At 67.8% G+C, this 15,226-nt stretch carries 13 protein-coding genes; 11 read left to right on the top strand and 2 right to left on the bottom strand.

Annotated elements, in window-relative coordinates:
• Positions 1-138: 138 nt before the first annotated feature.
• Positions 139-2,196: a putative bifunctional diguanylate cyclase/phosphodiesterase gene (locus VPH47_RS15125; protein ID WP_368851154.1), complete on the bottom strand. Its 2,058-nt coding sequence runs from the start codon at positions 2,194-2,196 to the stop codon at positions 139-141.
• A gap of 149 nt (positions 2,197-2,345) precedes the next feature.
• On the opposite strand from VPH47_RS15125, the gene radA reads away from it, so the two are divergent.
• The 4 genes from radA (at position 2,346) to VPH47_RS15105 (ending at position 8,635) form a co-directional block, all read left to right on the top strand.
• Positions 2,346-3,722: a DNA repair protein RadA gene (gene radA / locus VPH47_RS15120; protein ID WP_014646395.1), complete on the top strand. Its 1,377-nt coding sequence runs from the start codon at positions 2,346-2,348 to the stop codon at positions 3,720-3,722.
• Between the two features lie 144 nt (positions 3,723-3,866).
• Entirely contained in the window at positions 3,867-5,723 is a 1,857-nt protein-coding gene (locus tag VPH47_RS15115) for an ATP-binding protein (protein WP_368851153.1), read from the top strand.
• Between the two features lie 48 nt (positions 5,724-5,771).
• Positions 5,772-8,078: a tetratricopeptide repeat protein gene (locus tag VPH47_RS15110; protein WP_110711623.1), complete on the top strand. Its 2,307-nt coding sequence runs from the start codon at positions 5,772-5,774 to the stop codon at positions 8,076-8,078.
• Between the two features lie 92 nt (positions 8,079-8,170).
• Positions 8,171-8,635, top strand: coding sequence for a hypothetical protein (locus tag VPH47_RS15105; RefSeq protein ID WP_180846358.1), 465 nt, complete (start codon positions 8,171-8,173; stop codon positions 8,633-8,635).
• A 91-nt stretch (positions 8,636-8,726) separates the two neighbouring features.
• Here the strand turns inward: VPH47_RS15105 and VPH47_RS15100 are convergent, their stop codons facing one another.
• Positions 8,727-9,521, bottom strand: coding sequence for an inner membrane protein YpjD (locus VPH47_RS15100; protein ID WP_110711625.1), 795 nt, complete (start codon positions 9,519-9,521; stop codon positions 8,727-8,729).
• A gap of 122 nt (positions 9,522-9,643) precedes the next feature.
• On the opposite strand from VPH47_RS15100, the gene ffh reads away from it, so the two are divergent.
• The 7 genes from ffh to rimM all read left to right on the top strand — a co-directional run bounded on the left by ffh (position 9,644) and on the right by rimM (position 15,225).
• Complete coding sequence (gene ffh / locus VPH47_RS15095; protein WP_164160673.1) at positions 9,644-11,020, top strand: signal recognition particle protein; 1,377 nt, start codon at positions 9,644-9,646, stop codon at positions 11,018-11,020.
• Between the two features lie 97 nt (positions 11,021-11,117).
• Positions 11,118-11,552 carry a hypothetical protein gene (locus VPH47_RS15090; RefSeq protein WP_110711627.1) on the top strand — a complete coding sequence of 145 codons (435 nt, stop codon included), beginning with the start codon at positions 11,118-11,120 and terminating at the stop codon, positions 11,550-11,552.
• An 80-nt stretch (positions 11,553-11,632) separates the two neighbouring features.
• Positions 11,633-12,709, top strand: a complete 1,077-nt coding sequence (locus VPH47_RS15085) for an NAD(P)H-dependent flavin oxidoreductase (RefSeq protein WP_368851152.1) — start codon at positions 11,633-11,635, stop codon at positions 12,707-12,709.
• Complete coding sequence (locus VPH47_RS15080) at positions 12,706-13,488, top strand: aminotransferase class IV family protein (protein WP_368851151.1); 783 nt, start codon at positions 12,706-12,708, stop codon at positions 13,486-13,488. Before VPH47_RS15085 ends, VPH47_RS15080 begins: the two co-directional genes overlap by 4 nt.
• Positions 13,489-13,616: 128 nt before the next feature.
• Positions 13,617-14,219, top strand: a complete 603-nt coding sequence (locus VPH47_RS15075) for a suppressor of fused domain protein (protein WP_368851150.1) — start codon at positions 13,617-13,619, stop codon at positions 14,217-14,219.
• A 188-nt stretch (positions 14,220-14,407) separates the two neighbouring features.
• The gene (gene rpsP, locus VPH47_RS15070; RefSeq protein ID WP_005415733.1) at positions 14,408-14,668 is read left to right on the top strand and encodes a 30S ribosomal protein S16; all 261 of its coding nucleotides are present in this window, start codon (positions 14,408-14,410) and stop codon (positions 14,666-14,668) included.
• A gap of 44 nt (positions 14,669-14,712) precedes the next feature.
• The gene (gene rimM / locus VPH47_RS15065; RefSeq protein ID WP_010483256.1) at positions 14,713-15,225 is read left to right on the top strand and encodes a ribosome maturation factor RimM; all 513 of its coding nucleotides are present in this window, start codon (positions 14,713-14,715) and stop codon (positions 15,223-15,225) included.
• Position 15,226: the final 1 nt, after the last annotated feature.

The raw sequence follows: 15,226 nt of genomic DNA, 5'->3' as shown, positions 1-15,226 counted from the left end.
GATGGGGTCGGATCCCTGGCCGCAGGCCAGGGCTCTGACCCCGGGGGCCGGTAGATCCAGGCCACGCGTGGATGGGGTTGCGTGGATGGAGTCAGAGCCCTTGCCCGCGGCAAGGGATCCGACCCCGAAACCGGGGCCTCACCCCACCCGGCGCAGGAACTCCTCGGGCTCCATCGGCCGCCCCAGGTGATAACCCTGCAACTGGTCGCAGCCCAGCTCGCTCAGGTATTCGCGCTGTGCCTGGGTCTCCACGCCTTCGGCCACCACCTGCAGCTGCAGGGTGCGGCCCAGCGCGATGATCGATGAAACGATGGCGGCGTCTTCGTCATTGCGTTCCAGGTCGTGTACGAACGCGCGGTCGATCTTCAGTTCGGTGGCCGGCATGCGCTTCAGGTACAGCAGGCTGGAATAGCCGGTGCCGAAGTCGTCGATGGCGATGTGCACGCCCATCGCGGTCAGGTCGTTGAGGATCGCCAGGCTGGCATCGACGTCCTTCATTGCCGTGGTCTCGGTGATCTCCAGGGTCAGCCGCGAGGGGTCGATCCGGTGCCGTTGCAGCACCTCGCGCACACTGTCCAGTAGCGCCGGCGAGGCGAACTGCAACGGTGACAGGTTCACCGCCATCGACCATTCGCTGTGCCCTGCGTCGTGCCAGGCACGCAGCTGTGCACAGGCACGGTCCAGTACCCAGTCACCGATGGGCAGGATCAGGCCGCTGCGTTCGGCGATGGGAATGAACACATCCGGCGCCAGCAGGCCCAGCTCAGGATGCTGCCAGCGCAGCAGCGCTTCGGCGCCGGTGGCCGGTGCGCCGGCGGCAGGGAACTTGGGCTGGTAGTGCAGCACCAGCTCGTCGCGGGCGATGGCCTTGCGCAGGTCCTGCAGCAGGCGCAGCTGGCGGTTGGCGCTGAGCTGCATCGAGGGGGTGAAGAAGGTATAGCCGTTCCGGCCGGTTTCCTTGGTGTGGTACATCGCCGCATCGGCGTGCGCCATCAGCTCGCGCTCGTTGCTGGCGTCATCCGGGTACAGGGCGATGCCCAGGCTGGCACTGACCTGCAGCTCGGCCGCATCCAGCGTGAACGGTTCGCCGGCAGCGGCGATGATGCGCTCGGCCACCACCACCGCATCGTCGGGAATATCGATGGCCAGCACGATCACGAACTCGTCGCCGCCGAGACGGGCAAACGTATCCTGTGGCCGCAGCAGGCCGCCGATGCGCTGCGCCACCGCCACCAGCAGACGGTCGCCGAGCTGGTGGCCATAGGCATCATTGACCGCCTTGAAGCCGTCCAGGTCGCAGAACATCACCGCCACGGCGCGGCCACGGCGGCGCGCCTTCTCGATGGCCTGCTCGATGCGGTCCTGCAGCAGCATGCGGTTGGGCAGCTGGGTCAGCGGGTCATGCAGGGCGGCCTGGATCAGCTTGTCGTTGGCGTGCGCCAGCGAATCGGCCAGCAGCCCGGTGCGAACGCGCATCTGCCGGTCGAACAGCGAGGCCACCAGGGCGATGCCCAGCGTGGCCACGGTGGTGACGATCACCAGCACCGCCAGCCAACGCGTGTCGATGCCGCCGCTGCCGACCGCACCGCAGATGCTGCCTTCGGGGAAGCGTGCGGCGGCCATGCCGGTGTAGTGCATGCCGACGATGGCCAGGCCCATCACCAGGGAGGCCAGTGCGCGCAGGCGCATGGTGTTGCGCTGCTCGGCACGCAGGCGGAAGGCGATCCACAGCGCCGCGCCGGCTGCACCGATGGCGACCGCGATGGAGGCGGCGAACCATCCAGGGTGATAGTCGATGCCCGGCTGCATGCGCATCGCCGCCATGCCGAGGTAGTGCATGGTGGCAATGCCCAGGCCCATCAGCACGGCACCGGCCAGCAATCGTCGCCACGGCAGGCTGGGCCGCGACACCAGCCACAGTGCATAGGCCGAGGCGCCGATCGAGACTGCCAGTGAGTACAGGGTGATGCCCAGGTCGTAGCCGACCGGGATCGGCAGGTCGAAGGCGAGCATGCCGATGAAGTGCATCGACCAGATGCCCAGGCCCATCGCCGCCGCACCACCGGCCAGCCACCAGCGGGCCACGCGGCCTTCGGCCGTGGCCAGGCGGCCGGCCATGTCCAGCGCCGTGTACGAGGCAAGAATGGCCACCAGCAGGGAGATGGCGACCAGGCTCTGACTGTAACTGCCAGTCATGTTGAATCCAGAGGGGGAGGGAGGGGCGCCCGCAAGGCGCACGCCCGCGACAGCTATCGGCGCGGGTGGGCGGGACTTGAGCGGTCGCAGCACCTGCGACCCGGCTCGGCTATCCTGCCACGCCTGTTCCCGTTGCTGGAAATCATCCGATGGCAAAAGCCCGCACCGCCTACGTCTGCAATGAATGCGGCGCCGAATTCAGCAAGTGGCAGGGCCAGTGCACCGAGTGCAACGCCTGGAACTCGCTGTCGGAAATCGTGCTGGAGAGCGCGGCGGCGGCCAAGGCGCCGGCCTCGCGCCGGGCCGGCTGGGCCGGCAAGATCGACCCGCCGAAGATCACCGCCCTGAAGGACGTGGAGCAGACCGAGCATCGCCGTGTCTCGACCGGCATCGGCGAGTTCGATCGCGTGCTGGGCGGTGGCCTGGTCGAGGGCGCGGTGGTGCTGGTCGGTGGCGATCCGGGCATCGGCAAGTCGACCCTGCTGCTGCAGGCGGTGGCGAAGATGGCGGCCGAGCTGCCGGTGCTGTACGTCACGGGCGAGGAGTCGCTGGCCCAGGTGGCCGGGCGCGCGCACCGGCTGGAATTGCCGCTGGACGGTGTCAACGCGCTGGCCGAGACCGGCGTCGAGTCGATCCTGCAGCATGCGTCCAAGGCCGGCCCACGGCTGATCGTGGCCGACTCCGTGCAGACCCTGTGGACCGAGAGCCTGACCGCCGCGCCCGGCTCGGTCAGCCAGGTGCGCGAGAGCGCGGCGCGGCTGGTGCGTTTCGCCAAGGAGACCGGCACCGCCGTGTTCCTGGTCGGCCACGTGACCAAGGAGGGCGGTATCGCCGGCCCGCGCGTGCTCGAACACATGGTCGATGCGGTGCTGTACTTCGAAGGCGAGAGTGGCAGCCGCTTCCGCCTGTTGCGCGCGTTCAAGAACCGCTTCGGTGCGGTCAACGAGCTGGGCGTGTTCGCGATGGGCGACAAGGGCCTGAAGGAAGTCTCCAATCCGTCGGCGATCTTCCTGTCCGGCGGCAGCACCCACCAGCCGGGCAGCTGCGTGATGGTCACCCGCGAGGGTACCCGGCCGCTGCTGGTGGAAGTGCAGGCGCTGGTGGATGCGTCGCCGCTGTCGAACCCGCGCCGTGTCGCGGTCGGCCTGGAGCAGAACCGCTTGGCCATGCTGCTGGCGGTGCTGCATCGCCACGGCGGCGTGCTGGTCGGCGACCAGGACGTGTTCGTCAATGTCGTCGGCGGCATCCGCGTGCAGGAGACCGCTGCCGACCTGCCGGTGTTGCTGGCGGTGCTGTCCTCGCTGCAGGACCGGCCGCTGGCGGAAAAGACGATTGCGTTTGGCGAGGTTGGTCTGTCCGGCGAGATCCGACCGGTGCCCAATGGCGAAGACCGCTTGCGCGAAGCCGCCACCCATGGCTTCAAGCGCGCCATCGTACCCAAGGCCAATGCGCCCAAGGGCGGTTCGGTGAAGGGTATGGAAGTGATCGCGGTGGAGCGCCTGTCCGAGGCCATCGACGCGGCGTGATCGCGCCGGGCATGGCCCGGCGTCACCACCGCGCACGTGGAATACGGCGGCCGACACGGCAACGGTCAGCCTCCCTGTGCTAGTTTTTCCCGCTCGACGAAGGCGCCCTCTGGCGCCTTTCCGTGCCCCGGAGTAAACGATTACATGCAGGACACCGCGCTCACCGCCCCCAACGCCGAAATCCGTCGCGCCGGGGTCGATCTCAATGGACTGATGACGGTGCTGGGCAAGCACCTGTATTCCACCCCGGTGGTGGCACTGCGTGAGCTGGTGCAGAACGCGCACGACTCGATCATCCGCCGCCGCATCGAGCAGCCCGGCGTCGAGGTGCCCTCGCGCATCGCGGTACAGGTCGATGCCGGTGCCGGCGTGCTGCGCATCATCGATACCGGCGCCGGCCTGACCCGCCAGGAGATCCACGATTACCTGGCCACCGTCGGCGTCGGCTACACCCGTGGCCTGCGCCAGGGCGGCGAGGACGATGAGGGCCTGATCGGCATGTTCGGCCTCGGCTTCCTGTCGGCCTTCGTGCTGGCGCGCCGGGTCAGCGTGCGCACCACCTCTTACCAGACGCCGGAACTGGGCCATCTGTACGTGTCCAGCAACGCCGAGCAGTACACCGTCAGCGAAATGCCGGCACGCGCGGTCGGCACCAAGGTGGAGCTGGAGCTGCATCCGGACTTCCTGCCGCTGGCCAACGAGGCGCGCCTGCACGAGGTGCTGGGTCGCTACTGCGCGCTGCTGTCCGAGCCGATCTTCATCGGTGCTGCGGGCGAGGCGCTGAACCCCGAGCCGCCGCCGTGGCGCGGCCAGGGCGATGTGGCCCTGCATCCGGTGCAGGCGCGTCGCCAGGCGCTGCAATTCGCGGCGCGTTTCGAACATGATTTCGAGCCGATCGTCACCCTGCCGCTGCGTGCGGATGGCAGCAGCGATGCCACCGGTCTGTTGTGGGTGCAGGACGGTGCCACCTACGGCACCAGTGACAACCGCAACCTGTCGGTGTTCGTGCGCGGCATGCTGCTGGACGACGATGCGCGTGACCTGCTGCCGCCGTGGGCGGGCTTCATCGGCGGGGTGATCGAATCCTCGCGGCTCACGCCCACCGCCAGCCGCGAAGACCTGCAGCGCGATGACCAGTACCGCGCCGTGCAGCATGCGTTGCTGGAGGCGCTGATCGACGGCCTGGCCGACGTCGCGCGGCAGCAGCCGGAAGCGTGGCGACGTGTATTGAGCCGCCACAACGAGGCGCTGTTGGGTGCGGCGCTGTGCGATGACCGCCTGTTCGACCTGTTGCTGGAACACGTGCGCGTGCCGACCTCGCAGGGCGACCTGCCGGCCAGCGCACTGCCCGCACGCGGTGCCGTGCATGTGATCCTCGACAACGGCGGCGGCTTCGAGGAAATGCTGTTCCGCGCGATGGGCGTGCCGGTCGCGCATGGCCATCGCTATGCCGTGGTGCCGTTCCTGCGGCGCTGGGCCCAGGCCAAGGGCCTGCGCCTGGTTGAACTGGGGACCGAACAGGGCAACCGTGCGCTGTTCCGCAGCGATGACAGCCTCGACGAGGCGCAGCTGGCGTGGCTGCGCGAGCAGTTGGGTGATGGCGAACAATTGCTGCCAGCACGCTTCAGTCCTGAGTCGCTGCCGGTGGTGGTGGTGCCCGACCGCGAGGCCGAGCTGAAGCAGCGCCTCGAAGACGATGAGAACGACAAGCGCGTTTCAATGGCGGCGCTGCGCCTGGCGCGTCAGTTCACAGCACGCATCGAATCGCGCGCACCCTCGCGGCTGTACCTCAACCTCGACAACCCGGCGGTGCAGGCGCTGTTGCGCGCCCAGCGCGACGGCCACCCGCAGGCCGAAGCCGCAGCACGCCTGCTGCGCTCACTGAAGATCATCGTCGCCGCGCAAGGCCGTCCGCTGGCCCGCGCGACCGCCACGCCCGGCCCGGATCTCAACGGCGCCTTTACCGATATTGCCGGTGCCCTGCAGCAGATGCTGCGCTGAGCACCGCACCCTCTCATCCAGCCTTCGCTAGACAGGAGCACTTACCCCATGGACATCTGGAACTGGGTCGAAAAACTGCAGGGAGATCTGCGCCAGGCCGGCCAGGCGCAGAACGCGCACCTGCTGAACCGTCTCGCCGACGAGGTGAGCGAACTGCGTGTCGACCGCGTCGACGCACTGCTGCCCGAAGCGCGTGCGCTGGGCAAGGCGCTGGACAACCCGTGGGTCGACGTCTACGTCGGCCACTGGGCGCTGCGCAACCGCGTCGGCAATCGCGTCGAAGGCGAGAGCGCGCTGGGTGAAGCCGTGGCGCTGTTCGAGCGCGCGCATCGTGAGGACACGCTGGAGTGCCCGCAGTCGATCTGCGTGACCCAGGACCTGGCCGCCTGCTACGGCAACATCGATGGTCCCGGCTGGGTGCCGGAGCGCATCGAGGTCTGCGACGAAACGCTGGGCCGCATCGATCCGAGCTGGGCCTGCTTCCAGTGCCTGAGCTGCGAAAAGGCCGATGCGCTGCTCGATGACGGCCGCGGCCAGGAGGCACTGGATTACCTGCAGGTGCAGTCGGATGCGATCGAGGCCTGCGGCAAGGAAGTGTTCGACAGCTTCCCGGAGATGCAGATCAAGATCCTGCTGGGCATGGGCCGCGCCGAAGAAGCGCTGGTGCTGATCGAGAAGCGCGAGGCCGAGGTCGCCGCGTCCGGAGAGTACGAACCGGCCAACTGCACGGTGCCGCGCCGCCTGTCCAAGGCGTGGGCGCTGGCCCAGTTGGGCCGCGATGAAGAGGCGCTGCAGCAGCTGGTACCGTGGAGCGAACTGACGCCTACCTACTGGCGGCTGTGGGCGAACACCGCCGCAGCGCTGTGCCGGCGCGATTCCGCACGCAATACCTGGGATCTGGGGACGCGCTTCAACACCATCATCGAGCACTTTGCCGAGGTTGGCTCGCACCGCCTGCTGATCGAAGTCGCTGCGCTGAGCCTGGAGTTGGCCCTGCAGCGTGGTGCACGCTGGGTGGCACAGCGCCAGCTGGAACTGGCACGGGCCCATCTGGCGCAGCTGCGCCAGGATCGTGGGGCGGCTGCGCTGGTGGCCGGCCTGGCCGCGCGCATCGATGCATTGCCGGACGTGGCACCGCTGCCGGTGCCGGCCGGCGAGCTGCTGGCATGGCTGGAGACGCAGGGCGAACAGAACCAGGTGCGTGACCCCGAGCGTGAGGCGCAATGGCTGCTGCAGGCGCATGCCGAGCTGCCGGATGATGAAGCACTGGCCGAGATGGCGGCCTCCGCGTTGGGCGCCTGCGGTGCGCAGGTGGAAGCGCGTGCGTTGCTGTGGCGCTTCGTGCGCGCACATGCGCAGGATGACGGTCCTGCGGCCTACACGCTGATGCGCTGGCTGACCGAGCAGGGCGACGATGCCGGCCTGCGCCAGTTGGCTGATCTCTATCGTGGCAGCGTGCCGGTGTTCGCGCACTGGTGCGAGGTGCAGCGTGCCCGTCGCGTGTCCGACTGGCCGGCACTGGAGCAGGCCGCGCAGGCGTTGCTGGCGGCGTCGCCGGGTTCGCACGGCGCGCGTGGCACGCTGGCGCGGATGTACATGGAAACCGGCCGCTTCAGCGAGGCACAGGCCTGCTATGCGCAGTTGGCTGAGCTGCTGGAAGAACCCAACGCCGCGCACTGGGATCACATGAGTGCGGCCAGCGCCGCATGCGACTGGGACGCGGTGCGCCGCTCGGCGGCAGCGATCGGCATGGAACTGTCCAGCCAGGAGGGCGTGGTCGAAGAGCCGTGGGGTTGGGTGATCATCCGTAGTGAAGAAGACGGGGAGCCGATGGAGTACTACGCCCGTCGCAGCGGCCCGGTGACCGCACGCATCGTCGAGAACGCGCCGGCCAACCGCGCCCAGCAGGTCGGTGACTGGGTGGTGTTCGATGCTGCCTTGGTACATCCGGCGCCGGAGGAGGAAGAGGCGCGTGAGCACTTCATCCCGACCTATGCGCAGGTGCATGTGCTGGAGCGTGGTGGTTTCGCCCGCAGTTGGTTGATCGACGGTGCGCATCCCGGCGAAGAGGCCTGGAACGACTTCGTGGAAGCGGCCGAAGCGCAGGGCTGGAAGGTGTGGTCGCACAGCCGTGCGGACTACACCGTGACCGATCCGGATATGGAGGAGGGCACGCTGCCGGGCCTGCTGTTCACGGTTGCCCAGCCGCAGGACCATGCGCCGTTGGCGCTGCACCGCTTCCTGCAGCAGGAGACCGCGAAATGGCTGTATCCGCATTGCTGGCTGCGATTGGCCGAGGCGTGTGACCAGGATCGCCAGCCGCACCTGGATGTGATCGAGCGTTACGGGTTGTAAGCCTGGTCTCGGGTAGTGCCGGCCGCTGGCCGGCAACGCCATGAGATCCTGTGTTGCCGGCCAGCGGCCGGCACTACCTCAAGGAGAAATACATGCGAAAGACTGGGATGTTCGTGATCATCGGCCTGCTGCTGGCCCCCATCGCGCAGGCTGCGCCCGCCTGCCAGGAGCCCACCGCCGTGGCCCGTGCCTTCTACGAGGCAACGACGGGCGATGGCGACCTGCTGGAGCCGCCGGCGGCACTGGTCAGCCCGGCCTTTGGCAAGGCGCTGCGCGGCGAACGCGCCTGCCAGGTACGCGAAGAGGGCATCTGCACGATCGATTCCGACCCCTGGCTGGATGCGCAGGATGGCGACATCGAGAGTCCGGTGCGCTACAGCTGGAAAGAGGCATCGGCGACTGCCGGCCAGGTCGAGATGCGCTATTCGGTATGGAAGAAGGCCTACGTGACCCGCCTGCCGATGGTGCGCCAGGGGCAGGGCTGCTGGCAGGTCGATGACATCCTCACCAACAGCGGCCGTTCGGTACGGAAGATCCTGGCCCAGCCGGTGCCCTGACCTTCTGCGGCATCCACGCAGGGTGCGGCCCTGGTGCCGGCCAGCGGCCGGCACTACCGGGGTGGGTGCCGACCGTTGGTCGGCACACCGCCTATCGCGTGTGCCCGAACACCAGTTCGATCACGAACTGGCTGCCGAAGAACGCCAGCAGCAGCAACAGCATCGCCGCCAGCGTCCAGTGCACCGCCTTCATGCCGCGCCAGCCATAGCGCCGACGGCCGATCAGCAGCACGCCGAACACGATCCACGACAGCACGCTCAGCACGGTCTTGTGTACCAGCTTCTGCGCCAGCAGGTCGTCGACGAACAGCACGCCGGTGACCAGGGTCAGGGTCAGCAGCGCGAAGCCGACAGTGATCACCCGGAACAGCAGGGATTCGAGGTCCGCCAACGGCGGCAGGGCACGCAGCCACGGCCGGAATTCACGGCGGCGCAGGGCGCGTTCCTGCAGCCACAGCATGATCGCCAGCAGCGCGGCGATGCTCAACGTCGCGTAGGCCAGCAGCGCCAGCCAGGCGTGGCTGGCCAGGCGCCAGCCCAGCACCTTGCTCGGTTCGTGGCCGTAGCCGTGGTAGGCCAGCAGCAGTACCGCGGCCAACGGGAACACCACCACGCCCAGTGCCGACATCCGCCCGCGCGCGCCGACCAGCGAGGTCAGCCAGGCCATGCCCAGGCCGACCAGCGACAGCGCGGCGAAGAAGTGCATGTCCGGCCCGCCGTTGGTGCGCATCGCCACCATCACGTGGTAGCCGCCATGCAGCAGCATCGCCGGCAGGGCGGGCCACAGCCAGATGGGGGAGCCGGTGCTTTCATCGCGGCCGAGCGCGCGCACCAGCAGGGTACTGGCAGCCAGGTAGAGCAGGACGGCGATGAGAACGATTGTCATCGTTGCAGTTTCGCATACCCCCGCGGTGGTGGCGACGGCCGCGGCGTCGCAGTCCGGCAGGCGTGGCGGACCCGTTATACTGTCTGCCTTATTGTCCCCCGTTTTCAGACAGGTCGTACCGTATGTTCGAGTCCCTGACCCAGCGCCTTTCCGGCACCATCGAGCGCCTGCGTGGCCGCGGCCGCCTGACCGAGGAGAACATCCGCGAGGCCACCCGTGAGGTCCGCATCGCGCTGCTCGAAGCCGACGTTGCGCTGCCGGTGGTGCAGGCCCTGATCGAGCGCATCAAGGTGCGCGCGGTCGGCCAGGAAGTGCTGAAGTCGCTGACCCCGGGCCAGGCCCTGATCAAGGTCGTGCGCGACGAGCTGACCGCGGTGATGGGCGCCGAAGCCAGCGACCTGAACCTCAACGTTCCGGCCCCGGCCATCATCCTGATGGCAGGCCTGCAGGGCGCCGGCAAGACCACCACGGTGGGCAAGCTGGCCAAGCACCTGAAGGAAAAGCGCAAGAAGAAGGTGATGGTGGTCTCGGCCGACGTCTACCGCCCGGCCGCGATCGAGCAGCTGAAGACCCTGGCCGAGCAGGTCGGCGTGCTGTTCTTCCCGTCCAGTGCCGACCAGAAGCCGGAAGCCATCGTCCGCGCCGCCATCGACGACGCGCGCAAGTCGTTCGTCGACGTGCTGCTGGTCGATACCGCCGGCCGCTTGGCCATCGACGAAGCGATGATGGCCGAGATCAAGGCCCTGCATGCTGCGGTGAACCCGGCCGAAACCCTGTTCGTGGTCGACGCCATGACCGGCCAGGACGCGGCCAACACCGCCAAGGCCTTCGGAGATGCGCTGCCGCTGACCGGCGTGGTGCTGACCAAGACCGACGGTGACGCCCGTGGCGGTGCCGCGCTGAGCGTGCGCTACATCACCGGCAAGCCGATCAAGTTCGTGGGTGTCAGCGAAAAGCCGGAAGGCCTGGACGTGTTCCACCCGGACCGTATCGCCAGCCGCATCCTCGACATGGGCGACGTGCTGTCGCTGGTCGAGCAGGTCGAGCAGCAGGTCGACAAGGACAAGGCCGCCAAGCTGGCCGAGAAGGTCGCCAAGGGCAAGAAGTTCGACCTGAACGACATGCGTGACCAGCTCGAGCAGATGCAGAACATGGGCGGCATTGGCGGCCTGATGGACAAGCTGCCGGGCCTGGGCAACATCCCGGACCATCTGAAGCAGCAGGTCAGCCAGGGCAAGGAAGTGCCGCGCATGATCGCCATCATCGGCTCGATGACCAAGAAGGAACGGCGCAACCCGAACCTGCTCAATGGCTCGCGCCGCGCGCGCATCGCCAGGGGCTCGGGCGTGACTCCGGCCGACGTCAACAAGCTGATGAAGCAGTACATGCAGATGGAAAAAATGATGAGCAAGATGGCCGGCGGCGGCATGAAGGGCATGCTGCGCAGCATGAAGGGCATGATGGGCGCCATGGGCGGCCGCGGCATGCCGTTCCGTTGATGTCTGAAAGGGGGAGAGGGCGCAGGTGCCGGGACCGGCACTTGCGTGGCCAGCCCCCTGTTGCTTGACTACGTGTTGATCTGACAAGGGAATGCTCATGAACAAGATGATCGTGGTAGCGGCGCTGGTGCTGGCGCTGGCCGCATGCAAGGACGACACGTCCGTATCGCAGAAGGCCGGCAGTGCCATCAGTGGCACGGCGGCCGATTTCGTCGCCGGCCTGGGCGAAGGCGTGGACAAGCGCATGAACGTGACGCTGCAGGCCGATCCGGGCCTGGCCGCACATGGCCTGACCGTGACCCTGGGCAAGAGCCGCGGCATGGGTTCCAAGGAAGCGGCGGTGTATGTGGTGGCCGACAAGGCCTTCAAGGGCAAGCTGGTGGCGCGCGCGCTGGACGCAGAGGGCACCGAGATCGGCCGCGCAGCGGCCGAGGTGGAGTTCGCCGCAGACGACGCGCGTTACGTGACCTTCCAGTTCAACGAGGAAATGGACAGCCAGCTGGTGCGCACCTACGCGGTGGTGGCGCGCTGATCCTTGCGCGACCGGGTCTACGGATCCGGTCGCGGCGACTGGCGTATGCTGGGTGGTGACTTCTCCCACAGGTATGTCGCGTGAACGCATCGCCGATCCTTGAACGCGCCGACACCTTCTGTCGGCGTTTTTCATTGCAGCTTCCGATCCTGCTGGCCCCGATGGCCGGCGCCTGCCCGGTGCCGTTGTCGGCTGCGCTGGCCAATGCCGGCAGCATGGGGGCGATGGGCGCAGTGCTGTCGTCATCGGCCGATATCGGCCACTGGATGGATGACTTCCGCGCTGCCTCGACGGGCCCCGCACAGGTGAACCTGTGGGTGCCGGACCCGGCACCGACCCGTGATGTCGCCGCTGAAGCCGCCAGCCGCGCCTTCCTTGCGCAGTGGGGCCCGGACGTGCCGGCCAGCGCTGCCGACGCCACGCCCGCCGATTTCGAAGAACAGTTCGCCGCGCTGCTGGCCGCGCGCCCGGCGGTGGCCTCGACCATCATGGGCGTGCTGCTGCCGCGCCACGTGCAGCAGCTGAAGGACGCCGGCATTGCCTGGATCGCCTGTGCGACCACCCTGTCCGAAGCGCGCGCGGCACAGGACGCCGGTGCAGACGCGGTGGTGGCGCAGGGTGTGGAGGCCGGTGGTCATCGCGGCGCGTTCGATCCGGCGATGGCCGAGCGCCAGCTGGTCGGCTTGTTTGCGTTGTTGCCGCGCCTGGCCGATCACCTGCAGATTCCGGTGATCGCCGCCGGCGGTATCGCCGACGGCCGTGGCATTGCTGCCGCACTCACCTTGGGGGCCAGCGCCGTGCAGATCGGCACGGCCTTCCTGCGCACGCCCGAAGCAGCGATCGCCTCGGCGTGGGCTGATGGGCTGGCCGCCAGCGAACCGGAAGATACCTGGCCGACCCGCGCCTTCAGCGGCCGCCTCGGCCGTGGCCTGGCGACCCCCTATGTGCGCGCTGCGGCTGCAGAAGGTGCACCGGCGCCACGCCCGTACCCGGTGCAGCGCGGTCTGACCGCGCCGATGCGCAGGCAGGCCGTGCAGGAAAATCGTCTGGCGGCGATGCAGGCCTGGGCCGGGCAGTCGGCGTGGATGGCACCGGCACAGCCGGCCACTGACGTGTTGCGTGGCATGTGGCAGCAGGCGCAGGCGCTGCTGCGATGACGCTGACCTGCAACGGCCGGCTGGCGCAGGTGGAGGATCTGCTGCCTGCACTGGTCAACTATGGCCACTTCACCTCGCTGCAGGTGCGGGGTGGTGCGGTGCAGGGGCTGGACCTGCATCTGGCGCGGCTGTCGCAGGCCACGCGCGAACTGTTCGGCAGCGAACTGGACGCGGCGCAGGTGCGGGACTGGATGGCGCAGGCGCTGCAGCAGGCCGGCCTGGCCGATGCCTCGCTGCGGGTGACGGTGTACTCGCGCCGCTTCGATTTCCGCAATCCGTTGGCGACGGTACCGGTGGACGTTCTTGTGGCCGTGTCTGCACCGGTGGCGCTGGTCGCACCAAAGCGGGTGCGTAGCGTGGTGTGGCAGCGCGAGCTGCCGCAGATCAAGCACGTCGGTACGTTTGGACTGTTTGCCGAGCGTCGCGCGGCGATGGGCGGGGGCTTTGACGATGCCTTGCTGGTCGGCAGCGACGACTGCATCAGCGAAGGCACGACCTGGAATCTGGCCGTGCACGACGGTCACCAGTTGCTCTGGCCGCGCGCCCCCGCCCTGCGGGGTACCGCCGAGAGCCTGCTGAAGCAGCACTGGCCCGGCCTGCAGGTCACCCGGCCCCTCCCGCGGGCGGCCCTGGCCGGTGTGAAGGCGGCCTTCGCCTGCAACGCCAGCGGCCTATGGGCGCTGGAGGCCATTGACGGGCATGTCCTGCCCGGCTCGGAGGCGCTGGCTGAACAGGGCCGGGCAGTGCTGGCGGGCGTGCCGTGGCAGCCGCTTTCCTGAACGAGGCGCGCGGGCTGCCGGTCCTTCGGCATGACGCGGCGCTACCTTGAAGCGTTGTAGCGGGTAGCGCCGGGCCATGCCCGGCGGATGCTTCCGCAGCGAACAACACTCAGGAGTTCCAATCAGATATGGGCACGGTCACCGAGCAGCATCGCGCGGTAGCGATGCACACAATCAAGATCATGGGCGGTGAGGGGCGGCCCATGGTCCAGGCCTTTCACGATGATCATCGCCAGCGTTCGGTCGATATCCTCACGACGTTCAGCTCTCCGGAAACAGGGCTGAAGTCCATCTCCTCCATCGGCCTGTCGGATTTTGTTTTACGTCATGCGGAGGGTCACGAACTGGAAACCCGCGTCGAGCTGTGCGCGTGTGCAGAACAGGACGCGCTGCATTGGGACAACGTCGTCGCCTCGACGGCTTTCGCGATCATGCGTGATCGCACGGCGGTGCGGCCTGGTAGCGTGATTCCGGACATCCTGCAGGACTACTTCCCATCGACCCGGATGCCGCACGTCTATCTGGTGCCGCCCTTCTTCTGGAATGACGCCAGGTTCCCGGGACTACAGTTCCCGCCGGTGGCAATCAACTGGCTGCAGTGCATCGCCATCCACGAATCCGAGCGACAACTTGTCGAGCGGATTGGCAGCGAAGCATTTGATGACCTGCTGCAGCAGCAGGAGATGGACGTGCTGGACTTGCATCGGGAGCCTGTCACTGGAGCACTCTGACGTTACTGCCTTGGGGACGTCGGCGGGGTCAGCTGGAGATTCATCACGTTGCTGAACGAATACCGCCGGGCATGGCCCGGCGCTACCGTGAAGGTAGGCCATCCTTGGGGGTTGGCTCGGCCGGGCTCTGCCGCTATAATCGCCCGCTTACCTCGCCATCCTGGCGACTGGGCAATAGGAAAAACACCATGGTCAAGATTCGACTGACCCGCGGCGGCGCCAAGAAGCGTCCGTTCTACCACATCATCGTCACCGACGTGCGCAGCGCGCGCGACGGCCGCAACATCGAGCGCGTTGGCTTCTACAACCCGGTCGCCCAGGGCGCCGAGAAGCGCATCGAGCTGGACCTGGCCCGCGTTGACCATTGGGTCAAGAACGGCGCCCAGCCGACCGACAAGGTCCGCAACCTGATCAAGGAAGCGACCAAGTCCCAGGCCGCTGCGGCCTGATCCTGACGGGCCACGCTTCGGCGTGGCCCTCTTGGTTGAAGCAGATGAAAGATATCGAGCGCCGCATCCTGCTGGGCAGGGTTGTCGGCGCTTTTGGTGTGCGCGGCGAGATCAAGCTCGAGTCCTGGACCGAGCCACGTTCCGCCATTTTCCGTTACCAGCCGTGGATCGTGCGCAGCCCGTCCGGCGTGGAAACCACGATTGAAGGTGTACGCGGCCGCGACAGCGGCAAGCACCTGGTCGCCCGTTTCCCCGGCGTCGAGGACCGCGATACCGTCGAAGCGATGCACGGCACCGAGATCTACGTGGCCCGCAGTGCATTGCCGCCGCCGAAGCCCGATGAGTACTACTGGGTGGACCTGGAAGGCCTGGACGTGAAGACCACCGAGGGCGTTGCCCTGGGCCAGGTCTCGCACCTGTTCAGCACCGGCGCCAACGACGTGGTGGTGGTCCGTGGTGACCGCGAGCGGATGATTCCGTTCGTGCAGCCGGACTTCGTCAAGTCGGTCGACTTCGAGGCCAACCTGGTCGTGGTCGACTGGGATCCCGAGTTCTGAG

The sequence above is a fragment of the Stenotrophomonas sp. WED208 genome (assembly GCF_040984485.1).
GTDB lineage: Bacteria > Pseudomonadota > Gammaproteobacteria > Xanthomonadales > Xanthomonadaceae > Stenotrophomonas > Stenotrophomonas riyadhensis.
The sequence above is the reverse complement of the archived record's forward strand: the minus strand, read 5'-3'. Positions and strand labels throughout refer to the sequence as shown.